This is a genomic window from Flagellimonas baculiformis (assembly GCF_033441575.1).
GTDB classification, from domain to species: Bacteria; Bacteroidota; Bacteroidia; order Flavobacteriales; family Flavobacteriaceae; genus Flagellimonas; species Flagellimonas baculiformis.
The window spans coordinates 238,997-263,910 of record NZ_JAUZVW010000004.1; the positions used below are offsets into that span (position 1 = coordinate 238,997).

At 45.9% G+C, this 24,914-nt stretch carries 23 protein-coding genes and 2 tRNA genes; 9 read left to right on the forward strand and 16 right to left on the reverse strand.

All coding sequences use genetic code 11. The features are described from left to right. Positions 1–15: 15 nt before the first annotated feature. The 7 genes from SD450_RS07800 to SD450_RS07830 all read right to left on the reverse strand — a co-directional run bounded on the left by SD450_RS07800 (position 16) and on the right by SD450_RS07830 (position 7,271). The gene (locus tag SD450_RS07800; protein ID WP_449757762.1) at positions 16–2,388 is read right to left on the reverse strand and encodes a prolyl oligopeptidase family serine peptidase; all 2,373 of its coding nucleotides are present in this window, start codon (positions 2,386–2,388) and stop codon (positions 16–18) included. 123 nt (positions 2,389–2,511) lie between these two features. Beyond that, positions 2,512–3,201, reverse strand: a complete 690-nt coding sequence (locus SD450_RS07805) for a hypothetical protein (protein ID WP_318344027.1) — start codon at positions 3,199–3,201, stop codon at positions 2,512–2,514. Between the two features lie 32 nt (positions 3,202–3,233). Beyond that, the gene (locus tag SD450_RS07810) at positions 3,234–3,944 is read right to left on the reverse strand and encodes a hypothetical protein (RefSeq protein ID WP_318344028.1); all 711 of its coding nucleotides are present in this window, start codon (positions 3,942–3,944) and stop codon (positions 3,234–3,236) included. Between the two features lie 322 nt (positions 3,945–4,266). Continuing rightward, positions 4,267–4,962, reverse strand: coding sequence for a hypothetical protein (locus SD450_RS07815; RefSeq protein WP_318344029.1), 696 nt, complete (start codon positions 4,960–4,962; stop codon positions 4,267–4,269). Positions 4,963–4,988: 26 nt separating this feature from the next. After that, positions 4,989–5,699: a hypothetical protein gene (locus tag SD450_RS07820; protein ID WP_318344030.1), complete on the reverse strand. Its 711-nt coding sequence runs from the start codon at positions 5,697–5,699 to the stop codon at positions 4,989–4,991. Positions 5,700–5,734: 35 nt separating this feature from the next. Further along, on the reverse strand, positions 5,735–6,415 hold the full coding sequence (locus SD450_RS07825) for a hypothetical protein (protein ID WP_318344031.1): 681 nt from the start codon (positions 6,413–6,415) through the stop codon (positions 5,735–5,737). A 112-nt stretch (positions 6,416–6,527) separates the two neighbouring features. Continuing rightward, positions 6,528–7,271, reverse strand: coding sequence for a hypothetical protein (locus SD450_RS07830; RefSeq protein ID WP_318344032.1), 744 nt, complete (start codon positions 7,269–7,271; stop codon positions 6,528–6,530). A 210-nt stretch (positions 7,272–7,481) separates the two neighbouring features. Between SD450_RS07830 and SD450_RS07835 the strand changes: the two genes are divergently transcribed. Both SD450_RS07835 and SD450_RS07840 read left to right on the forward strand, forming a co-directional pair. Continuing rightward, the gene (locus SD450_RS07835; protein ID WP_318344033.1) at positions 7,482–7,862 is read left to right on the forward strand and encodes a hypothetical protein; all 381 of its coding nucleotides are present in this window, start codon (positions 7,482–7,484) and stop codon (positions 7,860–7,862) included. Positions 7,863–7,964: 102 nt separating this feature from the next. Continuing rightward, positions 7,965–8,459 (forward strand): hypothetical protein, encoded by a 495-nt coding sequence (locus SD450_RS07840; protein ID WP_318344034.1) that lies wholly within the window; start codon positions 7,965–7,967, stop codon positions 8,457–8,459. Positions 8,460–8,526: 67 nt separating this feature from the next. Here SD450_RS07840 and SD450_RS07845 read toward each other — a convergent pair whose 3' ends face one another. Further along, entirely contained in the window at positions 8,527–9,435 is a 909-nt protein-coding gene (locus SD450_RS07845; RefSeq protein WP_318344035.1) for a YihY/virulence factor BrkB family protein, read from the reverse strand. A 464-nt stretch (positions 9,436–9,899) separates the two neighbouring features. Here SD450_RS07845 and SD450_RS07850 point away from each other — a divergent pair, with 464 nt between their 5' ends. Genes SD450_RS07850 through SD450_RS07860 form a run of 3 tightly spaced genes read left to right on the forward strand, consistent with a single transcriptional unit; the run spans position 9,900 to position 12,101 of the window. Beyond that, positions 9,900–10,610, forward strand: coding sequence for a hypothetical protein (locus SD450_RS07850; RefSeq protein ID WP_318344036.1), 711 nt, complete (start codon positions 9,900–9,902; stop codon positions 10,608–10,610). Further along, on the forward strand, positions 10,600–11,130 hold the full coding sequence (locus SD450_RS07855) for a hypothetical protein (RefSeq protein WP_318344037.1): 531 nt from the start codon (positions 10,600–10,602) through the stop codon (positions 11,128–11,130). Before SD450_RS07850 ends, SD450_RS07855 begins: the two co-directional genes overlap by 11 nt. 8 nt (positions 11,131–11,138) lie before the next feature. Then, positions 11,139–12,101 carry a ComEC/Rec2 family competence protein gene (locus SD450_RS07860; protein WP_318344038.1) on the forward strand — a complete coding sequence of 321 codons (963 nt, stop codon included), beginning with the start codon at positions 11,139–11,141 and terminating at the stop codon, positions 12,099–12,101. An 89-nt stretch (positions 12,102–12,190) separates the two neighbouring features. Here the strand turns inward: SD450_RS07860 and SD450_RS07865 are convergent. The 4 genes from SD450_RS07865 to mutS form a co-directional block, all read right to left on the reverse strand. Beyond that, a tRNA-Leu gene (locus SD450_RS07865) sits at positions 12,191–12,275 on the reverse strand. A 25-nt stretch (positions 12,276–12,300) separates the two neighbouring features. Continuing rightward, positions 12,301–12,648, reverse strand: coding sequence for a GIY-YIG nuclease family protein (locus SD450_RS07870; protein ID WP_318344039.1), 348 nt, complete (start codon positions 12,646–12,648; stop codon positions 12,301–12,303). Positions 12,649–12,708: 60 nt separating this feature from the next. Next, positions 12,709–12,781, reverse strand: a tRNA-Gly gene (locus tag SD450_RS07875). A gap of 96 nt (positions 12,782–12,877) precedes the next feature. Next, positions 12,878–15,460 (reverse strand): DNA mismatch repair protein MutS, encoded by a 2,583-nt coding sequence (mutS, locus tag SD450_RS07880; protein ID WP_318344163.1) that lies wholly within the window; start codon positions 15,458–15,460, stop codon positions 12,878–12,880. A 146-nt stretch (positions 15,461–15,606) separates the two neighbouring features. Between mutS and SD450_RS07885 the strand changes: the two genes are divergently transcribed. Then, on the forward strand, positions 15,607–16,146 hold the full coding sequence (locus SD450_RS07885) for an RNA methyltransferase (protein WP_318344040.1): 540 nt from the start codon (positions 15,607–15,609) through the stop codon (positions 16,144–16,146). A gap of 122 nt (positions 16,147–16,268) precedes the next feature. Here the strand turns inward: SD450_RS07885 and folK are convergent, their stop codons facing one another. Then, positions 16,269–17,408, reverse strand: a complete 1,140-nt coding sequence (gene folK / locus SD450_RS07890) for a 2-amino-4-hydroxy-6-hydroxymethyldihydropteridine diphosphokinase (RefSeq protein WP_318344041.1) — start codon at positions 17,406–17,408, stop codon at positions 16,269–16,271. A gap of 70 nt (positions 17,409–17,478) precedes the next feature. Between folK and sppA the strand changes: the two genes are divergently transcribed. Genes sppA through SD450_RS07905 form a run of 3 tightly spaced genes read left to right on the forward strand, consistent with a single transcriptional unit; the run spans position 17,479 to position 22,694 of the window. Beyond that, complete coding sequence (sppA, locus tag SD450_RS07895) at positions 17,479–19,239, forward strand: signal peptide peptidase SppA (protein WP_318344042.1); 1,761 nt, start codon at positions 17,479–17,481, stop codon at positions 19,237–19,239. Positions 19,240–19,241: 2 nt separating this feature from the next. After that, the gene (locus tag SD450_RS07900) at positions 19,242–19,949 is read left to right on the forward strand and encodes a queuosine precursor transporter (RefSeq protein WP_318344043.1); all 708 of its coding nucleotides are present in this window, start codon (positions 19,242–19,244) and stop codon (positions 19,947–19,949) included. A 36-nt stretch (positions 19,950–19,985) separates the two neighbouring features. Beyond that, the gene (locus SD450_RS07905) at positions 19,986–22,694 is read left to right on the forward strand and encodes an AsmA-like C-terminal region-containing protein (RefSeq protein ID WP_318344044.1); all 2,709 of its coding nucleotides are present in this window, start codon (positions 19,986–19,988) and stop codon (positions 22,692–22,694) included. Positions 22,695–22,726: 32 nt separating this feature from the next. Here the strand turns inward: SD450_RS07905 and SD450_RS07910 are convergent, their stop codons facing one another. From SD450_RS07910 to SD450_RS07920, 3 genes are read right to left on the reverse strand one after another with little or no spacing between them, the layout of a single operon-like run. Further along, positions 22,727–23,215 (reverse strand): hypothetical protein, encoded by a 489-nt coding sequence (locus SD450_RS07910; RefSeq protein ID WP_318344045.1) that lies wholly within the window; start codon positions 23,213–23,215, stop codon positions 22,727–22,729. A 57-nt stretch (positions 23,216–23,272) separates the two neighbouring features. After that, positions 23,273–24,037, reverse strand: coding sequence for a DUF6090 family protein (locus SD450_RS07915; RefSeq protein ID WP_318344046.1), 765 nt, complete (start codon positions 24,035–24,037; stop codon positions 23,273–23,275). Between the two features lie 28 nt (positions 24,038–24,065). Next, positions 24,066–24,860 (reverse strand): DUF2797 domain-containing protein, encoded by a 795-nt coding sequence (locus SD450_RS07920; protein ID WP_318344047.1) that lies wholly within the window; start codon positions 24,858–24,860, stop codon positions 24,066–24,068. Between the last annotated feature and the right edge of the window lie 54 nt (positions 24,861–24,914).

Below are 24,914 nucleotides of genomic sequence, written 5' to 3' on the forward strand. Positions count from 1 at the left end.
TTGTTTGTCAATATTTTATTTGTCCAACAATGCTTCTTGAAACAGGTTGAAGATACGGGTATATTCATCCGTCCAACTGCTGGGCTCCACAAAACCATGGCGCTCCACGGGATAAACGGCCATTTCCCAATTTTCCTTGCCGAGCTCGATCAGTCTTTGGGACAGGCGAACCATGTCCTGAAAATGGACATTGTCGTCCACCATGCCGTGCAATATGAGGAGTTGTCCTTGGAGACCGTCCGCAAAATAGATGGGCGAACTTCTCTTGTAGGCCAGACTGTCCGTGGCAGGGGTGTTCAGGATGCGGGCCGTGTAGCCGTGGTTGTATGCGGCCCAATCGCCCACGGAGCGTATGGCCCCACCGGCACTGAACGTTTCAGGTGCGTTGAACATGCCCATCAAGGTGATGAATCCTCCGTAGGACCCACCATAAATACCGACCTTGTCCGAATCGATACCATATTTTTCCATCAACATTTTGGCCCCGTCCACTTGGTCGGACAAATCTTTTCCTCCCATGTGGCGATAGATTCCGGTACGCCAATCCCTGCCATATCCGGCACTTCCCCTATAGTCGATGTCCAACACGGTATACCCATTGTCCACCAAAAGATTGTGGAACATGTATTCCCGGAAATAGGAGCTCCACCACTTATGGGCGTTTTGCAGGTAACCGGCCCCGTGCACAAAGATTACGGCCGCTTTGTTTTTTACGGATGGATCAGGCTGGTACAAGCGGGCATAGACCTCGGCACCGTCCGAAGCCTCAAAAGTAATGATCTCTGGATCCTTCCAATCATATGCATCAAAGGCCTCGGTGTTGGAACGCGTAAGCTGTACGGCCTCCGTTTTTTGCTTGGCGTTCACTGGATTCTCCTGAAGGAAAAGTTCCGTGGGTTTGTTGGAATACGAATAAAGGATGGCCATATTTTTTTCATCAGGGGAAAGAATGACCTCGTTACCGCCCACTTGATGGGTCAATTGTTCCATTTTACCGCCCTTGAGGGGCATGGTGTAGAATTGGCGATCGCCGGGATGGTTTTTGTTCGCTGTGAAATACCATCTGGATTCGTCCTTGGAGATGAAAGGGTCATAGATTTCAAATTCGCCGGAGGTCAAGGCTTTTGCTTTTTTGGAATTGATGTCCATGGTATATAGATGGGCATAACCGGTTTTTTCGGACATGAACCAGAACTCTTTGTCGTTGGGCATCCAGCCTAGGGAGCCGCCACCCCATCCGCTGATGCCGGGCCCGGCGATCCAGGCCTCGTCATGTTGACGGTCCATTTGCTCCACAGTTCCTTTCTCAGGGTCCAAAAGTACGATCCAACGGTCCTTGTAATCATTGGCCTGTATGTCCAACAAAGCCTTGGATCCATCGTTGTTCCAAGTTGGTCCGCCAATGGAACCGATACGGTCCTCATTTTTATAAGGCTTGTCGGGATAATCTTTGGTGTATTCGGGCACGTAGTCCAATCCTTCCAAATTGTCCAAGACCACAGGGTAGCTCTTGCGTTGTGCGATATTATACACGAACATTTCAAATTTGGTGGGCTCATCACCGACCTTGGAACGGGTATTCTGGTTTTCCGTATAGCCAGATTCCGTCACAAAGTGGGGCATGATGGTACCTTTGGAATCGGGCCTGTCCACAAGGACATAGGTGATGTAGCGTCCAGAGGGATCTATTTGTTGACCGATGACGGTTTTTCCCCCGGTCTCCAATTCCAAGGGTTCCAATGCTTTCAATTTTTCTTCCAGTTTTTCCCCGGCATCCTTTTTGGCCTTTCGTTCCCGAAGCACATCAAAAAGCTCCAACTGGTCTTGGTACAGCCATTCATCCTTGGAGTCCCTTTTGGGCTCCCCATTCTTGGACTTCAAGAAATTGGTCAATTGCTCCGTCGTTCCCGTGGCGATATCCCAAACATAGAGGTCATCCCCTTTGGTGTAGGCTATTTTAGTGCCATTGTTGGTGAAGTGCGGGTCGCCTTCACGATCTTGGGTCTTGGTGATTGGGGTAGATGTATGGGTGGCGAGGTCCATTAGGAAAATATCACCGTTCTTGGAGTAGATGCCCTTGGTCTTTGCCTCATTATAAGTGATGCGGGAAGAGGGCAGTGCGGCAGCAGTCAAAAAATCCACTTTTTGGATCTTTTTGGAAGCTGTGGAATAGGCATAAAGGGAATCGCTCATGGCCCCGTCGGGGTTCCAATCAAAATAAAGGGTTTTCCCATCGGTGGACCAATGGGCGTTTGATGGCCTATGGCCGACAAAATCGTCCCCTTGCATGATGTCTTTGATTTGTAAGGAGGAGATGTTTCCCTTTTGTGCGCACAGTGTGTTAATCACAAGTACGGACACTAAAAAAAATACGGATTGCTTTCCCATTGAGGACATAAGGTTGGTAAGTTGGTTTTAAGTATTCTTCAAATATCGTTTATTTTGATGAAACTTACCAAATTGTCCACCTAAGGGAAAAGGGGAATGATTTTTATGAAAAATCAACCTTCATCAAGGTTTGGGGTCGGATAAGAAAACGTCTGCATCACCCGATATGTGAAGCTCATGCCCAGTTTCGTTCAAATCTGCGGGAATGGTGAACTTATATGTAAAAGTAAGATGGTTGTTCTTGGTTTCATCTAGCATAAAATCCTTGATTTCCATACTTGGCAGGTAAAAGTTCTCATAGGTATGGCTGAGGACAAAATATTTGGCATCGTCACCGATCACTACATATTGGTGGAGTCCATAACCAATATAGGTCACCTTTTGGGATTCCTGCCCCAGATTGGCGATTTTCAGAAAAATCCCGATACCCGTACCTTGGTACACATCTTCTGGGGCACTCAGTCTGCGTACAATGTGGATTGTATGTACATTGTTCACAGGAGGGAACAGTTGGTTGAATGAAGGCCAGAGTGACGGATCTACGGACAAAAACTTGAATATAGTGGAGTCCTGGAACGGCACACCATCGGCCCTGATGCCCTCCAATTGTAGGGAAACGTGACCGTATTTGGCTAGCTCATCATATCCAACGACGTTGGCGCCGTCCTGTCCGTTGGTGCCATCCTTTCCGTCTGTGCCATTGATCCCGTCAAAACCGTCCCTGCCGTTTACGCCATCAGTTCCGTCCTCCCCGTCGGAGCATGAGGAGAGTGAAAGGATCATGGACAGGAACAATATGGCTAGCTGACGCATGAACCCCATGGTATGTTGTGGTTTCTGTAGGATCATTCTGCGGTGGAGGTGAAAAGTTTCACGTCCACGTTGCCTGATATATGTAATTCATGCCCTGTTTCGTTATAATTTCCAGGAAGGGAGAAAGAGTACGAAAAGGTAAGGCGGTTGTCCTTCGTTTCGTCAAACACCAGCCCATCAATATTGAGGTCGGACAAATCGTTATGATCATATGAATGATCAATGACGAAATATTTGCTGTCGTCCCCGATCACTGCATATTGGTGGATGAGATATTCAAAAGACAGTACCTCCTGCTCGTCACCGCCCAAATGGGCCACCGAGAGGTCAAAATACATAAGGTTCTCTTGGTACCAATCGTCCGGGACACTCAAAAAACGGGCCACCCTGAACCGGTGCACGGGCTTGTTGCCCACTAGATGGGTGAAAGTATGTACCGTATTGGAATATTCGATGTTGTAGGGATCGGCCCCTACAAACATGCACTTGAAGAGCGCAGAATCCTGAAATGGAATGCCATCGGCACGGGTACCTTCAAGGTTTAGGGAAATGTCCCCGTACTTGGTGAATTCCGAACCCCTCCCGTCCTGGCCATCGATGCCATCCTGTCCATCGGCACCATTGGCCCCGTCAATACCGCCCCTGCCATTTACGCCATTGGTTCCGTCCTCCCCATCGGAGCAGGAGGCAAGTGAAAGGGCCACTGCCGCCATGGCCATAAAAATCAATCGTATCGATTTCATATTATTTTTTTAGGTCTCATCCGTTGTGCATCATAATGATTTATTGTTTTAAAAAATGGTCAATCAGCTTAGCTAAGTCTAGCTTTGCCTTGTACCATTCCGGTCAGGTTCCCGATACATTTCGGCCCCCAGCTCTATACAAAGTGATTTTTCTTTGGTTTTGACTCCCTTCGACTTCGCTCGGGGATCAACGTCCACCCATTGGAAAAATCACCTGGACGAACAAAGTTGAAGATTGGACGAAGCCAACTTCAGCCATTTTGCACAACGGGTGGTACATAGTGTCCCTGTTGTCATGGCACCTGCGGCCATGAAATGCCATTTATAGTGTTGGGATCAGTTCCAGATCCCGTACATCCACGGTGGCGGTGACGTGCAAATCATGACCGCTCGAATTCTCCCCCGCTTGCTGGGTGAACGAGACCGTGTACACCAAATGGTTGCCGTCGGCGTTCACCTCAAAAGACAGATCGGAAAGGATGGCCTCTGCTGGGGTGTCTAAAAAGAACAACTGAAAGTATGTGTTGTCCTCTCCTATGACCGTATAATCGTAAAGTTCAAAATACAGGTCGGTCAGCTGTTCCCCGGCCCCACCAAGGTCCTCTACAGAAACTCCCATAGTAACATAACTACTTTGGAAGACATCGCCAGGTGCGCTGAGGAAACGAGTGGTGACAAAACCATAATCGTCAGCTTCGCTCACCCAATTGTTGTTTAGGTTCCCATATGGATGTACCATGGAAGTGAATTTGAACACGGCGGTATCCTGAAAGGGCACACCATCGGGCCGGGTACCTTCCAGTTGCAGGGAAATATGGCCATATTTGGCCAATTGGTCATAACCTGCGGCATTGGCACCGTCCTTTCCGTTGGCACCGTCCTGCCCGTCCTGTCCATTGGTGCCGTCAATCCCGTCAATCCCGTCCATGCCATTGGTGCCATCCTCCCCGTCGGAACAAGAAGCCATTGCGATGGCCAATGCCAAAATGGCCATATTGAATATTCTGATCGTTTTCATGTTTTTCGATTTATGGGTTATAGGTTTCATGGGACTATCTTTTCCAAAAGGTTCACATCCACCGATCCGGACACCTGGAGCGCATTGGTGGTGTTGTTGAACGCTCCTGGGATGAGGTAGGAAAAGGTAAAGGTGAGATGGTTGTCCGCCTCGGCATCGAATATGATGTCTTGGACCATAAATTCCATAATTTCAGGGCTTACGGAGTTATATTCATGGTCTAAGGTAAAGTACTTGCCGTCCCCACCGATCACTGCATATTGGTTCAGGTCAAAACCAAAGAAGACGAGAGACTGTGTTTCCCCTTCCCCCGTGGATACCAAATTGAACTGCATGTAAGTTTCTTGATAGGCATCATCAGGTGCACTGAAAAAGCGGCCTACCTGAAAATTGTGTACCACCTGTCCCTCCTCGATACCGGAAGCCACACTATTGAAGCTTTCCACCCACTGGCCCTCCACCGGGGTATATGGGAAGGTGACAGTTTCATCAAAACTTTCCCCGTCAATCCTGACCCCTTGCAGGTTGAGGACAATCTGTCCGAAGCGGGTGAGCTCGTCAAATCCCTGTCCGTCCGCACCGTCCTGCCCATCCTGCCCGTCCTGCCCGTTGGTGCCGTTCTGTCCGTTGGTGCCGTTTATGCCATCGATGCCGTCCTTTCCGTCCTCCACGGAGCAGGAGGCCACGGTAAGGCCCAGGGCAAGCATCGCCATACTGAATAATCTGATGGTTTTCATAGTCTTGTACTTTATATATTGTTCGTTCAAAGTTTTCATTGGTCCAAATTTTCCAGAAGGTTCACGTCCACACCGCCGGATACGGATATGTCCGTATTTAGATAGTTGAAACTAGGCTTGGAGGTGAAGGTGTATGAAAAGGTGAGGTGGTTCATGTCCGCTGGGTCAAATGCCAGGTCCAAGATCTGGTGATCGGGGTTTACGTCTTGTGATGAGTAGCCCACATACATCACAAGGGTTCCGTAACCTTCTACGTATATGGGATAGAATAGCTCGAAATCGAAATTCACCTCCTGATTTTCTGTCCCAAGGTTCCACACCGTAAGAACAATGGCCACGTACACTTCCTGATACACATCATCGGGTGTGGAAAGAAAGCGGGCCATACTGAAGATATGCACCTCGTCGTCCCCGTCCTGTTCCACTCGCACACTGTTTAGTTCGTCCAAAAGGTTTCCTTGTACCAAGGTGTACCTGAGGGTGTCGATTTCCTGGAAAGGGATGTTGTCAACGGTGGTGCCCCCAAGGGAAAAAGCCACATAGCCAAAGCGGAGCAGTTCGGCAAAATCATCAGAATCTGTGCCGTCCTTTCCATTGGCACCATCGGTTCCATCGGCTCCATTGGTCCCATTGGTCCCATCAATGCCGTCAATACCGTCCGCTCCATCCTCGCCGGAGCATGAGGCCATGGAAATGCCCAAAAGGAGGATTGCCATGCTGAGTAATTTGGTAAATTTCATAGTTTAAAATGTTAAGAATTGTTTGTTATGGGATAAAGAATGAGTATGTAGTGGTGAGTCGATACAAAGTTCCCTTAGCCGCAGCCTATCATTGTATCAGTTCCAGTAAATTGACATCCACAGTACCTGAAACACTCAGGTCATGACCAGAGTCATTGTTGGCGGCATCCACGGTAAAAGCAAAGGAAAAAGTGAGATGATTGCCAGCGTTGGGGTCAAAAACAAGATCGGTAAAGACCATCTCCGAAACTCCTTCTCCCCCAGTTTCATAGGAGTCGTTGAGAATGAAGTACTTGTTGTCCGGCCCGATGACTCCCACTTTGATGACAACTACGGCCTCTTTTATTTCCTGTGAGGGCTGTCCGGGGTTGACCACGGTCAGTTCCCAGTCGGTGTAGGTGATGTTGTAGATATTGTCGGGTGAGTTTATAAAGCGGCGGAAGTTGAAGAAATATTCCGTGTCGTCGCCTATCTGCGTTGTCGTGAGGATGTTGTACTGGAAAAAGTCTTCTGGGTCTAAGGGGGTGAACTTGAAAGCGGTGGTCTGTTCAAAGAGCACGTCATCGGGTCTTGTACCGGTCAAGAGCATGCTCACTGCTCCATATTGGGCCATTTCCTCAAGTCCGGCACCATCCTGTCCATCGGCCCCGTCTTGTCCCGGTGCACCATCCTGTCCATCTGTGCCATCTTGTCCGTCGGCCCCGTTCAGGCCATCTTGTCCATCTCGACCGTCAATACCGTCCACACCATCCTTCCCATCCTCAATGGAACAAGAGGTCATGGCCACCCCTAGAGCAAGCACAGCAGTGCCAAAAAGTTTGATCAGTTTCATACCTATATCATTTTGAGTTAAATGAACCAAAGGTAATCGTGCGGAGAATTGGTAAAGGGCCCAATTGACGTATGCCCCGTTTGAATTGACGGATGGGGGTTTTGGGTTGATCTATGCAGTTTTTCATTTTTAAGGACCAGACCATCGATATGATCTGTTTTCAAATGATCGATTTTTTTTCGGACAAACGCGAACCCAAAATGGTTAATCTTGAAGTATCTTTGTTGTGTGAAAAGCAGGTATAAAATACTGGGAGTGTTGCTTTTGGCATCGATCTATGGTTTTGGGGTCGGTGCTGTGGGCAGGTCCATGGCCCCTTCGGAGGTGGGAGATTCTAGCCAGGGCAACTACTTTTCAGTGGCAAAGACATCTCTCTTCTGCCATGTTCCCCAACCTGAAAGTTCTTTTGAAAAGGTCCAGGACTATCCTGCCCCAAGTCCCAATACTTTCTTTACGGACAATGTTGGTGTGCAAAGGCCCCATGATCTGTTGCTGGGGGCCACGGGGCGGCATTACCTTAACTTTTCCATCAATTTTTTGGTAAGGCACAGAAAGGCCGACCTCATTTTCCCCTTCCATTATTTTTGGTGATGTTTTTCTGAACATTCTTGGTTGAAATGGATCTATCCAGGTCCGTGGCTTTTGCCTGTGCAAGGCCAATATCACTTTACATATCATTCAAAATCAAAAAAAATGGAAATAGATTTTGGGACCCTTTTGATAGGTTCCCTCACCGTGGCCATATGTGCCATTCCCTTTGTTCTGACCATCGGTGGCAGAAAAAAGCAGGAAAAACAGATGATGAGATCACTTTGTGCCATAGCTGCACAGTACAACTGCAAGATGGGACAACATGAGTTCTGCGGAAACTACCTTCTGGGAATTGACGAAGCAGGTCGATATGTGTTCTTTTGTCGAAAAACCAAAGAAAGCATAGAGGAGCGGACCGTTGACCTTGCCAAAGTTGTTGCCTGTAAACCCATGAACGTGGGGCGAAAGGTTGCCGGCGAGAGGATAGTCGAACGTCTAGGGCTGGAATTTGTCCCGATAGACCATAACACCCCTGAAATCACCTTGGAACTCTATAACAACGACCATAGTTTCCAACTGCGTGGGGAGCTGCAATCCATGGAAAAGTGGACAAGGCTGGTCAACGATGGGTTGAAGAAGTTACAGCCAATAGAATAGCAGTCAATAAAGCCGGGATGAATGTCCCGGCTTTTTTTGTACTAGGACCTATCGCGTGGGAGAGAGGTCATGTCTCTTTTTTTAATTCATTGTAAGGGACAAAAAGAATATCATACGTTTTTGCATAGACGTAGGTGAACTGTGCTCCGAAGAAAAGGATGAGACAGGAATAGGAGACCCAAAGCAATACGAGAACGATAGTGCCCGCTGCACCATAGGTGGAGCCAGGTTTTGCTTCACCAAAATACAGCCCCAACAAGAATTTACCGATCACGAACATGATTGCGGTGATCAAGGCCCCAAACCACACCGCTTTCCATTTGATCTTGGCATCGGGCAAAAACTTGAACATAAGGGCGAACATGACGGTGATGATGGCAATGGACGAGGTAATGTCCACGATATAGGCCAGATAGACCACGATGTCGGTCAAGAGGGTTTTTAAGTAGTCGTTCAGGGCCGATATGGCCGCAGTGATCATGAAACTGATCAACAACAAAAATCCGATGACCAAGATAAAGGTAAAGCTACGCGCCCTTTCGGAGGCCAGTTTCCAAAAACTGAAATCGGTGGGGCTGTTTATCCGCCATATTTCGTTCAGCGATATTTTTAACTGGTACAGCACACCCGAAGCACCAAAAAGCAGTGTTGCAATACCGATTATGGTAGAGATCAAGTTCTTGTCCTTGTTCTGCGTATCCTCAATGATTTTTTCGATGGTTTCGGCCGCATTGGGGCCCAGTGCCACTGCAAACTCGTCGGTCAATCTTCCTTGGACAATGTCCACCCCCCAAATGGCCCCCACCAGATTGATGATGATCACCAAGAGAGCGGGCAGGGACAATACGGCGTAGTAGGCCACCACTGCGCTCAGGCGCCAGGGCTGTGCTTTTCTCCAGGCCTTAAAGGTATCCAAGACAAGATGGGGGAAATCTCTGGGCTTAAATCGTTCGGAATATATATGGGGCTTTCCCAAAATACAAATGTTTATACGTTGAGGGGTTGTCCACACTTTAAAGTTGGCGTAGTACCACAATACTAATTTTTTTTGAAAATGGATACTGACGCAAATACGATTAATGTTGACGGGATTACGTTTAAAAACTGGATGTTGCCAAGGTAACGGAGAGGATATGCTCTTGTTCGTGGGGTAATAGATGGAAAAGAGGGCCTTTGGTCAATGAGTCCAGATGGGTTAGCACGGGGAATCATATAAGGTGTGATATGAAAATCAGAGAATGGAATACGAAGAAATACCGCTTTATAATTACATAAGTTTTGTAGAGAAACTGTCCTAAAGATTGGGGTATCTACATGGGATATACACAAAACAAATTGTTGAGAAAGTGATTAAGTCTACCGTGAGCAATGATTTATGACAAAATACCGTTATAACAACCGAAATTCTTATATATTTAGGGGTTTCCTAAAATAGTGGAAGTGAATTATATACCGGCACATCAATTTGAAATAAGATTTACAAACATATTGGATTTTCCAAGCTGCATGTATGATATTGTCGCTCCTTTTGTACAATTGACCACTGGGTTGAGAATTGAGAATGAAAACTCCCATAATGCTATCATTCATCTTTTCTTTAAAGATACTTTTGATACAATTTCAATAAGATGGGACAGGATAATTTATAAAAGCGAGAACCATAAAGAAAATCTCATTGGATCTAAATCCTTTTTTCAAGAACCCTTCCTAAATCTATTTAATAAAATAAGGGAGTCCAAGCATTTTGGGCAAATTAAAAACATTCTTTACTTTTCAATGTTTATCAAAATAAACAGAGAGATGACTTTAGATGAAGCCAGTGATAATTTCTTGAAAAATTATTTTAAGGATGGTATAACCAATATAATTCCTCAGAAAACAGATATTGGGATTACAATAGAAAGATTGACCCCTAGTGGTCAAATTTCACTTAATATGGGGCCATATTCTGGACCAATGGAAATTCAGAAACATGGTAAGGGAAACTTCATAATTGAAGACTTAGAAACATTAAAAAACATAACTGGTTTTGGGGAGATTGTAATTCTCAATATTCTCAGAAATACCAATAGTTTCAGTTTTGGAGATTATAAGGATTTACATTCAGAAGCAAAATCAATAGCGGAAAAAAGTTGGTCAAATGAGCAATAAGGGTTTAACTTTTCAAAATACGACTGATTTCCTAGAGGGGGAAATATTTGTTGAAGAGCAAGTAAAAGAAAGGAAGGAAGATCTACCTCGAGCTAACGTTGATGCAAATTATGATAAAGTAGATGTTGATTTTTTTGTTGGTCGCGAAGAACAGAAGGAAGAATACAATCTAACTCATCATGATTTTATTTCTGGAGGATTTAAGGTTGAAGAATCTTGGACAAATAAAATATCATATCAATCAAGAATAATTGAAGTTGGTTTAGATTATGTTGTCTGTGAATGTTTGGTGGATAAAGAAGAAAGGGAATTTGAAGTAAGGGAGTTTGGTAAGGTTTTATTCAAACATCTTGAAGGATTGAAAGAGAACATGCCAGTAATGATTGTATATAAAGAGAGGCCGGGGTCAATGAGGTTCGATCTGTACAACGGGGAGTATCTTGTTGACATGAAGCTTTTTGAACTCAACGATTTATATGAGGGGCTTGAAAACTCTGAATTGACCAAGCCGATTAAGTAGTTTAGAAATTGTTAGAAGTTACGTTCAAGGATGTTGGTCAAGGTGATTCTATTGTTCTTGAATGGGGTCCTGGTGATTCCATTAAGCATATAGGAATTATTGACTGCAATCGAAACAATGATAATCCTGTTTTAAAATTCATTCAGGATAAGAAGCCGGAAAGTATTGAATTTTTGATTCTTTCGCACCCGCATTATGACCATTTCTCAGGCATGCTTGAACTTATTGATTACTGTTATTCACAGAATATTAAAATCAACTACTTCTTACAGACCTGCTCTCATTTTACCTCTGATTTTATTCGGGCAGCCTTAAAAACTACGGTTTCCGAAAAGGCGTATTTAGATTTAATGAGGTATGTTAATGATAGATACGCCGCTAATGGTACCAAAGTAGGGTTGATACAAGCCGATTTAAATTTCAATATTGAATTATGTGGAAAAGGGATTATTTCCTTTTTATCTCCTACTTATGGAGATGTATTAAAATATATAAAGAAGGAGAAGTACAACGTTCATGAAGAAGATGTTCATAATAACCCGTTGGCAAATATTCTATCGACAATTTGCAGGATTGATACAGAAGAAGGCTACGTGTTATTGACCGCGGATACGTCTAAAAAGCAACTTGAAAGGCTAAAATTGGATGGAGAGCTAATAATGTGTCAAAGCCCCCATCATGGTTCTGGATATAATCACAGTAGTTCATTTTGGTCAAGAGTTGTGCGAAAGAAAAAAACGCCAGTTGTTTTTTCAGTAGGCGCAAATAAATACGGACATCCCGCACAAAAGGCAGTTGAATCATTTCTAAAAAACGATTACGACTTGTATTCAACAAATGAGGTGGGATGGCTTTCTAAAGCATCAAAACCATCTTCCAAGCCCAATCCATTGGATGTTATTAGTAAAAAAGTGAAAGCCACGTTGAAATCAAAGACTTCTGGCGATCAAAAGTTTTCTTTCAATATTTAATTTTGATTAAAGTTCTGAAGAAGTAAACTCCAAGTAAACTTAATAAAAATAAATAACCCTGAAAATCAGTTGATTAACAGGGTTAAAAGTACTCGAGGCGGGACTTGAACCCGCACGGCCAAAAAGGCCACAGGATTTTAAGTCCGGCGTGTCTACCAATTCCACCACTCGAGCTTGTCTGCCGTAGGCATGACGGGACTTAATCTTTCGTATGTTGCTTCTTCTGGTTTTGGATCAAACTCCTTAAAAACTCTTTTCCAAACCCAGATTTCAATTTTTTCTCTTCAGCTCTGGCCTCAGTCCTTGTCTGAAACTCTTTTTCAAAAATCAAACCAAAAGGTCTATAAGGCCTAGTGGTTTTGTTTTTGCCTGAATTGTGTTCATTTAACCTTCTTTCCGTATTGGATGTGATACCTACGTAAATATAGTTTCTTTCCAAACTAGATATCGCATAGGTATAGAACATAATCCACTTTTTCAATCTGTTTCTACCAACCTGCCTGCCGGCAGGCAGGTTCCACCACTCGAGCTTGTCTGCCGTAGGCATGACGGGACTTATCAGTAAAAAAAAAACTCCACCCGTGGTGACTGAGCGGAGTCGAAATCGAGCGAAAAACGGGATTCGAACCCGCGACCTCCACCTTGGCAAGGTGGCGCTCTACCAACTGAGCTATTTTCGCATTTTAAAGAACTCGCACTTTTTCCGAGCGCGGACCTGCCTTCCGGCTTAGGCAGGTGCAAATTTAAAACATTTCCTTTAAAATAAAAGAATTTTTTCAGGAAGTCGCCTTTTTCTTTTTTCCCAACAATCTTTTGATCTCGTTCAATTTCATCAATGCCTCCACAGGCGTGAGGGTGTCGATGTCCAAATGCAAGATCTCTTCCTTGATTTCTTCCAACAGTGGGTCGTCCAAGTTGAAAAAGCTCAGTTGCATCTCGTTTTGGGAGGCTTGGAGCTTATCCGAAACCTCTTCGCTGGAATGTGATTTTTCCAGTTTTTTCAGGATTTTGTTCGCTTTTTGGACCACCTGTTGGGGCATCCCCGCCATTTTGGCCACATGGATCCCGAAACTATGTTCGCTGCCCCCCGGCACCAATTTCCGAAGGAAAAGCACATTGTCCTTCAGTTCTTTTACCGAAACATTGTAGTTTTTGATCCGGGGAAAGGTGGTGGTCATTTCATTCAGTTCGTGGTAGTGCGTTGCGAAAAGCGTTTTGGCCCTGGCCGGGTGTTCGTGCAAGTATTCGGAAATGGCCCATGCGATGGAAATTCCGTCATAGGTACTGGTACCTCGACCGATTTCATCCAGCAACACCAAACTGCGTTCGGAAAGGTTATTAAGGATGGATGCCGTCTCGTTCATCTCCACCATAAAGGTCGATTCGCCCATCGAAATGTTATCGCTGGCCCCCACACGGGTGAAAATCTTGTCGATCACGCCAATTTTGGCCTCTGAAGCGGGTACAAAACTTCCCATTTGCGCCAAGAGCACTATCAAGGCCGTTTGCCGCAACAAGGCCGATTTACCGCTCATGTTCGGCCCTGTGATCATGATGATCTGTTGGTCGTCACGGTTCAGCAGCACATCATTGGTCACGTACTGTTCGCCCAAGGGCAACTGTTTTTCAATAACGGGGTGCCTGCCTTCCGTAATGTCCAATTGGGTGGACTCGTCCATGATAGGCTGGACATAATGATTTTCACTGGCCAGTTGTGCAAACCCGCAAAGGCAATCCAACTGCGCGATCAAATGGGCATTTTGCTGCACCGGGGTGATGAATTCCTGCATCCACACCAAAAGGCGTTCGAACAGTTGCTGTTCCAAGTGCAAAATGCGCTCCTCCGCACCCAAGATCTTGGCTTCGTATTCCTTGAGTTCCTCGGTGATGTACCGTTCCGCGTTCACCAAGGTCTGTTTGCGGATCCAACTTTCAGGAACCTTGTCCTTGTGGGTGTTTCGCACCTCAATATAGTAACCGAACACATTGTTGGAATCGATTTTGAGCGAGGTGATTCCTGTAAGTTCGGTTTCCCGCTCCAACATTTTGTCCAGATAATCCTTGCCCGAAAAAGCAAGGTTGCGCAATTCGTCCAATTCCTCGGAATAGCCTTGGGCGATCGTGTTGCCTTTGGCAATGTTCACGGGAGCTTCCTCGTTCAAGACCTCTTTGATTTTGGAGCGAAGGGCTTCGCAGGCGTCCAATCGCTCCCCAATGTTTTGTAGCGAAGGGTTGCTGCTGTCCTGCGCCGCCAATTTTATGGGCACAATGGCTTCCAGTGAATTTTTGAGTTGGATGACTTCCTTCGGATTGATCTTTCCGGTCGCCAATTTGGAGATGAGACGCTCCAGATCGCCCATTTGTTTGATCCAGTGCTGCATCTTTTCCAATTGATCGCCATGTTCCTTCAAATGGGTCACCACTTGATGGCGCTGTTGAATTTTCTCCAGATTTTTCAAAGGAAGGGCCAACCAACGTTTCAACAAACGTCCACCCATGGGTGATAATGTCTTGTCGATGATGTCCAGCAAGGTCACCGCATTTTGATGGGGGGAATGGTAGAGTTCCAGATTTCTTATCGTGAATCGGTCCATCCACACATATTCCTCTTCCGCAATGCGTTGGATCTGGTTGATGTGTTGTAGTCGGCTATGTTGCGTTTCCGATAGGTAATGCAACACGGCCCCCGAGGCAATGATGCCATGGTTGAGGTGCTCTATGCCAAAACCCTTAAGGGTTTTGGTGCCGAAATGGTTGTTCAGGCTTTCGTGGGCGTAATCTTCCTGAAAGATCCAATCTTCCGTGAAGAAGCTGTGGTACTGGTTGCCGAAGCATTCCACAAATTCCTTTTTATGGTTTTTGGAGACCAGCACCTCGTTGGGCGCAAAGTTTTGAAGGAGTTTGTCCACTTGCTCCACAGAACCTTCCGAGGTCAAAAACTCCCCAGTGGAAATGTCCAAAAAGGAGATGCCCAATTTGTTTCGCCCAAAATGCACGGCACATAAAAAGTTGTTGCTTTTGGCCGTCAAAATGTCGTCGTTGAGGGCCACACCGGGCGTTACCAATTCGGTTACCCCGCGTTTTACGATGCTCTTGGTCATCTTGGGGTCTTCCAACTGGTCGCAAATGGCCACCCGTTGCCCGGCTTTCACCAATTTTGGCAGATAGGTGTTGAGGGAATGGTGCGGAAATCCGGCCAGTTCCGTTTTATCGCCACCATTGTTCCTGTGGGTAAGGATGATGCCCAGAATTTTGGCGGCCTTGATGGCATCGCCCCCAAAAGTTTCGTAAAAATCGCCCACACGGAAGAGCAACAACGCATCAGGATGTTTGGTCTTGATGGCATTGTATTGTTGCATCAACGGAGTTACCTTCTTTGTCTTATTGGCTGCCAAAGCGATTTTATTCTTTTATTTTTGCCCCAAAATTGGGTGGAAGACGAATATATCGTTTTCATCAGCTTCCCAAAATTTTTGTTGATATTTTGCCCCCAATGGTTAAAAAAATGAATCGAAAACTGGAAAATAGCGAATTGGAGCGACTGGATGTGGAAGGTTTTAAGGAGGCAGAAAAATCGCCCATCATCATCATCCTGGACAATGTACGTAGCTTGAACAACATCGGCTCAGTGTTTCGGACGGCCGATGCCTTTTTGGTGCAAAAGATCTATCTCTGCGGCATAACGGCAACCCCGCCGCACAAGGATATCCGGAAAACGGCCCTTGGTGCCACCGAAAGTGTGGAATGGGAATACAGGAAGGACACCCTGGCATTGGTGGAGGAACTCAAATCAAACCATATTAAAGTCATTTCGGTGGAACAGGCGGAAAATGCCATCATGCTCAATGAATTTCAGGTGGATACCGACAAAACGGTCGCCCTTATTTTTGGAAACGAGGTCAAAGGGGTTTCGCAAGAAGTGGTATCGGCCAGTGATGCCGTTTTGGAAATTCCGCAGTTGGGCACCAAACATTCCCTCAATATTTCGGTAAGTGCAGGGGTAGTGGTGTGGGACATCTGGTCCAAACTGTATGCCCAAAAATGAAAAAAGCCCTGAAGAATCAGGGCCCGATATAAAGTTTGAGTTAGTTAGTTCCGTATTAAGAGGGCTCTAAGAAAATAAAACCAATCGTTATATCCAAACATTTTCTAAAAATTCTCCTAAAATCAAGATGAAAGGATATTATCATCGAGCATCTCCAAAATGGACTCATAGTCGGTTGGATTGTTCACAAAATCCCGTTCGCCCATGTCGATGATAAGGCTGTTCTGTTCCGGGTGGTCCTTGATGAAATCCAGATACCCCCGATTGATTTTTTCCAAATAATCGGGGTCCATATTCTGCTCATAGTCCCTGCCCCTTTTCTTGATATTGGCCAACAACCGTTCGGTATTTTGGTAGAGGTAAAGGTATATTTCGGGCTTTTTCACCTCCTTGTACATAAAGTTGAACAGCTTTCGGTACAGATTGAATTCTTCCTGCTGCAGAGTGATTTTGGCAAAGATGAGCGATTTGAAGATGTCGTAATCACTCACCATAAAATTCTTGAACAGGTCAAACTGAGAGGTGTCGTCCATGAACTGCTGGTAACGGTCCGCCAAAAAGGACATTTCCAAAGGAAATGCGTAGCGGGACTTGTCCTGATAGAACTTGGGCAGAAACGGGTTGTCGGCAAAGCGTTCCAGTACCAATTTGGCATTGAAATCCTCGGCGATCATCTTGGAAAGCGTGGTCTTGCCCGCACCGATATTCCCTTCAATGGCGATGAACTGCAATTGGGAATATAGTCCCGAACGGTCCTTGAACAGTTGGTATTTCGTTTTGGTGAGCTTGCTGCGGTCCTTGCATTCCTGCAACAGGTTTCGGGTATCCTTTTGGAGCACGGGATGGTACAGTTGTGGGGCAATGTCCGCCAACGGTTTCAACACAAAGTTCCGATGCTGCATTTGGGGATGGGGCACCACCAAGTGATCTGTTTTCACGACCTCGTTGCCATAATAAACGATGTCGATGTCCAGGGTCCGCGATCCATACGTCTTTCCTTCCGAACGCACACGGCCAAATTCCCGTTCAATCTGCATCAAGGTGTCTAATAGCTCTTCCGGCGAAAGTGGGGTCAGTAGGGAAATGCAGATGTTCAAAAAATCGTCCCCCTCAAAACCTACGGCCGGATTTTCATACACCGAAGAAATGTCCAAAATGGATCCTGCACGTTGTTGGATACGAAAAACAGCTTTTTGGAGAGTTGCCCGGCGATTGCCCAAATTGCTTCCCAGCGAAAGATATGCCTTTTGTTTTCTGACCATAATCGAAGAAACAAAGTAAACAAAACAATACAACAATGGTTATATTTGGTACGGATTAAATTTTCATTGGATGAACTTTTTGAGAAACCTATTGGCCTCGATTTTGGGGAGCCTTGTGGCATTTGGGATCATTGTGGCCATGTTCTTTATCTTTTTGGCCTTGGTGGGCAGTGCGGATGATGGTATTGTGGTAAAGAAGAACTCGGTTCTGGAGCTTGGTTTTATGGCCCCTGTACTGGATTATACGGGCAAGGACGAAACCGACCCCTTTGCGGCATTGTGGGGCCCCGAGTTGGGCATGGACGAGATCTTGCACACCATAGAAGTGGCCAAAACGGACGACCATATCGAGGGAATCAGCATCACCACCAGCTTTTTACAAGCGGGCATCGCGCAGACCCGGGAGATCAGGGAAGCCTTGCTCGATTTCAAGGCGTCGGGCAAGTTTGTGCTCGCCCATTCCGACATTTATACCCAGAAGGATTACTATTTGGCCAGTGTGGCCGATGAGGTGTACATGAACCCCGTAGGCGTACTCGATTTTAAGGGACTTGCCACAGAGGTGTTGTACTTCAAGGATCTTCAGGAAAAATCAGGCATAAAAATGGAGGTCATTCGCCATGGCAAGTACAAAAGCGCGGTGGAACCCTTTTTGTCCAATACCATGAGCGATGAGAACCGCACGCAGATCAAGGAATTGATCACTTCCATTTGGGACGTTATCGTGGACGACATTTCGGTCTCCAGAAAGATGAGCCCATCTGACCTTAACACCGTCGCCGATACTTTGGGAGGAAGGACACCTAGTCTGGCGGTAGCCTCGGGACTACTGGATGGGGTGTTGCATTTTGACGAGTACGAAGACCTCCTCCGGGAAAAAGTGGGCGTGAACGAGGGAGAAGAGCTCAACTACATCAAGTTTATGGATTATGCCCAATCGGCAAGCAAGAAAAATATATTGACAGGGGCAGACAAGATAGCCGTGATCTATGCCCAGGGGGAGATATTCTACGGTGAGGGCGGAAAAGACTATATTGGTCAGGTACTGATCGTGGAGGCATTGCAGAAAGCGGTGGAGAACGAAAGTGTAAAGGCCATCGTCTTCAGAGTGGATTCCCCCGGAGGAAGTGCTTTGGTCTCCGATATCATTTGGAGGGAGATGCAACTGGCCAAACAGGAAAAGCCCGTGGTCGTTTCCTTTGGAAACGTGGCGGCATCTGGAGGTTACTACATCGGTGTGGGCGGCGATAAGATTTTTGCCGAACCTACGACGATTACTGGGTCCATTGGGGTGTTCGGGACCATTCCCAACATCAACGAACTGGCCAAGAATGTGGGCATCAATGCCGAGCAGGTAGGTACCAATAAGAATTCGGTGGACTATTCCCTTTTTGAGCCCATGGACGATTCGTTCCGAAACGTGATCCAGGAAAGTATTGAGGAAACGTATGCCATCTTTTTGGAACGTGTGGCCCAGGGCCGCAACATGAGCATTGCCCAGGTGGACTCCCTCGCCCAAGGAAGGGTCTGGAGCGGGGTGGACGCCAAGGCGAACGGGCTGGTGGACGAGTTGGGCAGTTTGGAGGATGCCATAGCGGCTGCGGCCGAGATGGCGGGATTGGATTCCTACGGCATCCGAAAATATCCGAAGTACAAGTCGGGCCTTGAGCAATTCATGGAAAATATGGGCGGGGTAAAGACCAAGATAGGGGAGTCCATCATTCAGGAAGAAATCGGAACGGAAGCCTACCAAATCTTGAAGGAGTTCAAGGAGTTGGGCAAACAAGAGGGCATCCAAGCCAAGATGCCGTTCCGGCTGAACATTAAATAAGGATGACGCAAAAGGACAAAAAGGCGGCATTTTCCATTTATCTGTACCTTGGGGCACTTTTCATCACCTCCTTGGTGGTGTCCAACCTCATATTCCAAAAGTTTTTCCATTGGGCCCCGTTTGGTGACGTCACAGTTTTTGGAGCGCCACTTTTTGAGCTTTCGGTGGGGATCATGCCTTATCCGATCACTTTTTTGATCACCGACCTGATCTCCGAGATCTATGGTAAGAAAAAAGCCAACCAAGTGGTGACGGCGGGTATCTTTGCCTCCTTTTTTTCCATGGGCATTATTTTGTTGGCCATCTATTCCAAGGCCATTCCCGCTTCACCGGTGGATGATGTTACCTTCAGCAAGGTGTTTGGACTATCTCCCCTGGGTGTACTGGCCTCCATGTTGGCCTATTTGGCGGCGCAGTACATCGATATCAGCATCTATCACTTCTGGAAAAAGGTCACACAGGGCAGAATGTTGTGGCTCCGAAACAATTTCTCCACCTTCTCTTCCCAATTGATAGATACGGTCACCGTAGTGGGACTTTTGTGCATATTTGGTGTTTTGCCTTGGGACAAATTCTATGGTCTGGTCATCAGCGGAGTGCTTTTTAAGATAATTATAGCACTTTTGGACACCCCTTTGCTTTATCTTTTCGTATATCTGATGAGGAAAAGATTTAACTTAAAAATAGGGGAAGAAATTTCTTTGGATTGAGGACTTCTCCGTTAATTTGTTGTAAAACATTCTATTATGAAGAAAAAAGTCCTAAAGATTACCGTTATAACCCTACTTGTACTCATCGCCCTTGTTGTGGCCATTCCTTTGTTCCTCCAAGGAAAGATCGAACAGATCATCAAGGATAAGGTCAACAACAGCATCAATGCCACTTTGGATTTTGAGGATGCCAGCCTGAGCCTCCTCAAGAGCTTCCCCAATGCCAATGTACAGCTCACCAACATTTCACTGGTGAACAAGGCCCCGTTTGAGGGCGACACCCTGTTTTCTTCAGGGAACATAGAGCTTACCATGTCCATCAAGGAGCTCTTCAAGTCTGCCGATGAGCCCATCGTTATCCAAAAATTCAATGTGGATAAGGCCAAATTGAATGTCAAAGTGGATGAAAACGAGAATGCCAACTACGACATTGCCAAGGAAGATGAAAGTACACCTTCCGAAGCCACCGAGGAATCTGGGGACAGCTTCAGCCTGAACATGGATTCCTATAGCATCACCAATTCCGAGATTATGTACCACGATCTTTCCAGCGGTATGCGTTTGGCCATTTCCGAAATGAATCACTCCGGTACTGGAGATTTGTCCCTCGAAAAATCGCAATTGAAGACCATGACGGACGCCTTGGTCTCCTTTGAGATGGACAGTACCCTGTATTTGAACAAGAACAAGATCAATCTGGATGCCTTGATCGATATCGACTTGGCGGAGAACAAATATTCCTTTTTGGAGAACAAGGCGTTGGTGAACCAATTGCCCTTGGTGTTCGATGGCTTTGTAAAGGTCAATGAGAACAACCAAGAGGTGGACATTACCTTCAAGACGCCATCATCCGATTTCAAGAATTTCCTTGCCGTGATCCCTGAAACCTATTCCAAGAACATCGAGACCGTGCAGACCACGGGCAATTTTGAGGTGAACGGACAATTCAACGGCATCGTGGATGACGAGCACATCCCTACGTTCAAGATTGCCATCAATTCGGACAATGCGTCCTTCAAATACCCCGATCTGCCCAAGGCCGTGCGCAATGTGTTCATCGATACCGAGATCAACAACGAAACCGGGATCACAGAAGACACTTATGTGGACATTAACAGGCTGTCCTTTACCATTGACGAGGACAAGTTCAACATGAACGCCAAGATCAGGGAGTTGATGGGCAACACCAAGGTGGATGCCCACATGGACGGGCGAATCAATTTGGCCAACATTTCGCAGGCCTATCCCGTTCCCGATGACTACAATCTGAAAGGGATTTTGAATGCCGATGTGACCGCTGGATTTGATATGGAATCCTTGGAGAAAAAGCAGTACCAGAACACCAAGATGAGCGGTAACATGCAGCTCACAGGATTTGAATATGCTTCGGAGGAACTGAAGAATCCTGTGGCCATCAACAAGGCGGCCATGACCTTCAATCCCCAAACGGTTGCCCTGAACTCCTTTGAGGGCAAAACGGGAAGCACCGATTTCAATGCTTCGGGAACCCTGACCAACTTGTTGGGCTTTATGTTCAATGATGAGAAAGTGGAGGGGAACTTTAAACTGACCTCCAACCAGTTTGCCCTGAACGATTTTATGATGGAAGAAACGGCCGAGACGGAAACCAGCACAGGCGAAAAGGAGAACACCCCTGCGCCGACGGGAGAGGAACGCATCAAAATACCTTCCTTTTTGGACTGTACCGTGGAGGCAGCCGCAAATACCGTGATCTACGATAACCTGAAGCTGAAGAATGTGAAGGGGACCTTGGTGATCAGGGATGAAACGGCAACGGTGCAAAACCTCACTTCCAATCTTTTTGGGGGTACATTGGGCTTGTCCGGCTCCGTTTCCACCAAAGAGGCCAACTCCACGTTTGATGTGGACCTGGGCATGAACAATTTCAACATAGGGGAGTCCTTTGCAGGGTTGGACCTGTTCAAGGTGTTGACGCCCTTGGCCACCGCCATTCAAGGAAAACTGAATTCTGACATCAAGATTTCGGGGAACCTCAAGGATGACTTTACCCCCAATTTGGCGACCATATCCGGGAGCCTTTTGGCCGAACTGTTGTCACCAAAGGTGGACACCGAAAAAGCCCCTTTGATTTCGGCCTTGGACAGCAAATTGAATTTCTTGGACACCAAGGAAATCAATCTGGATGGACTAAAAACGGCCCTGAGCTTTGACAACGGGACCGTAAGTGTGAAGCCGTTCACGCTAAAGTACAAGGACATTGCCATCAATGTGGCAGGTAGCCATAGTTTTGAAAAGCAACTGGAGTACAAGGCGACGTTGGATGTCCCCGCCAAATATTTGGGCGCAGAGGTCAACAAGCTCATTGCCCAGATGAACGACAATAGTTTGGAAGAAGTCACCATTCCGGTAACCGCGAACATTGGGGGCAATTTCACCAATCCGACGGTGAGTACGGATCTGACCTCAGGGGTAAAGACCTTGACCACAAAACTGGTGGAGATCCAGAAGCAGAAATTGGTGAACCAAGGCAAAGAAAAAGCGAAGGATCTGTTGTCCGATGTGTTCAAAAAGAACGAAGGCGATACCACTTCCACCAAATCCTCTGGGGTGAAAGAAGCTTTGGGGAACCTGCTGGGTGGTGAGAAGAAATCCACTACTACCGATACCACCAAGACCACCACCAAGGAAGAAGATGTCAAGAATACGGCTAAATCCGTACTCGGCGGATTATTGGGCAAGAAGAAAAAAGATACCGTGAACTAAAAAATATAAAGGGCGATTCAATCGCCCTTTTTTTATTCTCCAAACCCAAGAATAATTGAATAAATTTCAATTCCATTTTCGGTATAGAAGTATGCATCTTCTCCACCTAATTTGTCTTTGATGAACTTATACTTTATTCGTTGTATTTTTTCTTGGTTTTTGTTATTGATGATTTCTGCCTCTCCATTTAGTAAAAGAGCATGAAATTTCAATTCAAACTCCGCAAGAGGTAAGGTCATAATAGTTTTTTCCTTTTTAAAAACCTTGTCAGATTTTAATGATTTTAAGTCCTTGATGTAGGATTCAAAACGAGGGTCGGACCATTCTTTTAAATCTTTCTCATAAAGATTAACCAGACTATTTCTATCAAATTTGATTTGGAAGCTTCCATTATCAACAACAACTTTTATGGCATTTTTTGGAATAGGAGAGAGGGATATGGTTTTGTTTTTGGTTTGAACTATAAATGAGCTTGAACAGCTAGAGATTCCAATAATAGAAGTCAGGATTAAAATTTTCAAATTGAATTTTATTCTCGATTGCATAATGAAGGTCTTTATAGATTAAACCAGTTGTGCTTATTCCTTGATTTCACTGTCCAAAAGGCGTAAAATTTCATTCAGGTCTTTCAGCAACGGAGCATAATGTGTCGTTTCAGTGGATTGACTGGTTATGATGAACAATAAAATATTGTTCTCAAAGGCTATGGATTCCAGTGCGGAAAGATTACTGGTGGGCTCGTTCTCATTGTCTATGCCCAACTGGGACGACATTCCTGTTTGGTCCAAAATGGTTCTTATCCTGTATCCTTCTGTTCGGAACCAATCCACAATAGTGGTGCGTTGATCACCAAGAAATTTCTCTTGGTTGGCAATGTCATCTATAGTGGCTACCCAATTGGTAAGCCTGATTCTAAGGGTATCATTGGTAATGTCCTTAAGGCTTCCCGAGCTTATCATTTCAAACAAAAGGGAATTGTTCGGGTTGAAGAAGATGTCAGGCGCAAAGGCATCCACGAACAATGTGGAGAGTTGTTTTTCTGAAGCTTTTTCCACATTGTCCATCATCGAAACTATATTCTTTGCGGCCTCATAACTTACTTGGTTTACCCTGATCAACTCTTCCAATTTTAATTTACTTGTCCGGAACTCTTCCCTAAGCCCCATCAGATACACCTGTTCCTTTTCCCTTTTGATGTGTTGCTCATTGGCATTGTCAATGGCCAAGGCGATAAGGATGCCGATCACCACCAAAACTATTTCTCCTATGGCATACAGGAGGTAATTGCTGATTTTTTTATCAGCGATCAGTCCCCTTCGGATTTTTCTAAAAAATTTGAGCATGGTACAAGGTTGGTTTTTGGAAAAGGCATCAACCGATGCCAATGCCCACATAATATCCCTCGCTGCCCCGTACATTGAAGACGGTACTGTCCTCAAAGATGAGGTACTGTCCTTTGATGCCCTTGAGCACTCCGGTGTAACTGGGTGTTTTGTCCAGGTTCAGGCTTTTCACCTTATCGGGATATTGCAGTACGGGGAATTCCATGTGGGTCTCCCCATTGTCCTCGATGAAATATTTGGCCGCTTCGTCGGGGATGAAGGGTTTCAGCTTGTTCCGCCATTCCACAAGGTCCACATCCTCAATATCGTTTTGGAGCATTTTTCTCCAACTGGTCTTGTCGCTCACATGGTCCTTGAGGGCCACCTCGGTAATCCCCGCCAAATACCGGTTGGGCACCTCCACAATCTCGATGGCCTCGTGCGCTCCCTGGTCGATCCAACGGGTGGGCACCTGCGATTTTCGGGTGACCCCTACCTTTATGTCGCTGGAATTGGCCAGATAAACAATGTGCGGTTGCAGCTGCATTTTCTTTTCGTATTCCAGGTCACGGTCCTCCTTGTCCAAATGGGCCGTGCTCAATTCGGGTTTCATGATCCAATCCCCGGCACGTGGGGTCTCATAAAAGCAGGATTTGCAGAAGCCCTGTCTATAGATGGGCTTGTCCTCTCCACAGTTCAGGCATTGATATTTGATGAAATCGATTTGTAACTGTTTGCCCAACGCTTGGTTCAGGTTGATAAAATCGTTCTCAAAGACCAAAAAGTACTGTATGGGCTTCCCGTTTTCAGTTTGCATTTTTCGTAAAACTCCTTCGTATAGCATGTGGAATGAATGTTTGGTACTAATTTGAAAATGAATGCCAGAAAAGCTATTTTA

What these genes read in the sequence shown, in the direction of transcription:
- SD450_RS07800 (WP_449757762.1), bottom strand. Translation starts at nt 2,388, where the DNA reads ATGGGAAAGCAATCCGTATTTTTTTTAGTGTCCGTACTTGTGATTAAC.
- SD450_RS07805 (WP_318344027.1), bottom strand. Translation starts at nt 3,201, where the DNA reads ATGCGTCAGCTAGCCATATTGTTCCTGTCCATGATCCTTTCACTCTCC.
- SD450_RS07810 (WP_318344028.1), bottom strand. Translation starts at nt 3,944, where the DNA reads ATGAAATCGATACGATTGATTTTTATGGCCATGGCGGCAGTGGCCCTT.
- SD450_RS07815 (WP_318344029.1), bottom strand. Translation starts at nt 4,962, where the DNA reads ATGAAAACGATCAGAATATTCAATATGGCCATTTTGGCATTGGCCATC.
- SD450_RS07820 (WP_318344030.1), bottom strand. Translation starts at nt 5,699, where the DNA reads ATGAAAACCATCAGATTATTCAGTATGGCGATGCTTGCCCTGGGCCTT.
- SD450_RS07825 (WP_318344031.1), bottom strand. Translation starts at nt 6,415, where the DNA reads ATGGCAATCCTCCTTTTGGGCATTTCCATGGCCTCATGCTCCGGCGAG.
- SD450_RS07830 (WP_318344032.1), bottom strand. Translation starts at nt 7,271, where the DNA reads ATGAAACTGATCAAACTTTTTGGCACTGCTGTGCTTGCTCTAGGGGTG.
- SD450_RS07840 (WP_318344034.1), top strand. Translation starts at nt 7,965, where the DNA reads ATGGAAATAGATTTTGGGACCCTTTTGATAGGTTCCCTCACCGTGGCC.
- SD450_RS07855 (WP_318344037.1), top strand. Translation starts at nt 10,600, where the DNA reads ATGAGCAATAAGGGTTTAACTTTTCAAAATACGACTGATTTCCTAGAG.
- SD450_RS07870 (WP_318344039.1), bottom strand. Translation starts at nt 12,648, where the DNA reads ATGCCTACGGCAGACAAGCTCGAGTGGTGGAACCTGCCTGCCGGCAGG.
- mutS (WP_318344163.1), bottom strand. Translation starts at nt 15,460, where the DNA reads ATGCAACAATACAATGCCATCAAGACCAAACATCCTGATGCGTTGTTG.
- SD450_RS07885 (WP_318344040.1), top strand. Translation starts at nt 15,607, where the DNA reads ATGAATCGAAAACTGGAAAATAGCGAATTGGAGCGACTGGATGTGGAA.
- folK (WP_318344041.1), bottom strand. Translation starts at nt 17,408, where the DNA reads ATGGTCAGAAAACAAAAGGCATATCTTTCGCTGGGAAGCAATTTGGGC.
- sppA (WP_318344042.1), top strand. Translation starts at nt 17,479, where the DNA reads ATGAACTTTTTGAGAAACCTATTGGCCTCGATTTTGGGGAGCCTTGTG.
- SD450_RS07900 (WP_318344043.1), top strand. Translation starts at nt 19,242, where the DNA reads ATGACGCAAAAGGACAAAAAGGCGGCATTTTCCATTTATCTGTACCTT.
- SD450_RS07905 (WP_318344044.1), top strand. Translation starts at nt 19,986, where the DNA reads ATGAAGAAAAAAGTCCTAAAGATTACCGTTATAACCCTACTTGTACTC.
- SD450_RS07915 (WP_318344046.1), bottom strand. Translation starts at nt 24,037, where the DNA reads ATGCTCAAATTTTTTAGAAAAATCCGAAGGGGACTGATCGCTGATAAA.
- SD450_RS07920 (WP_318344047.1), bottom strand. Translation starts at nt 24,860, where the DNA reads ATGCTATACGAAGGAGTTTTACGAAAAATGCAAACTGAAAACGGGAAG.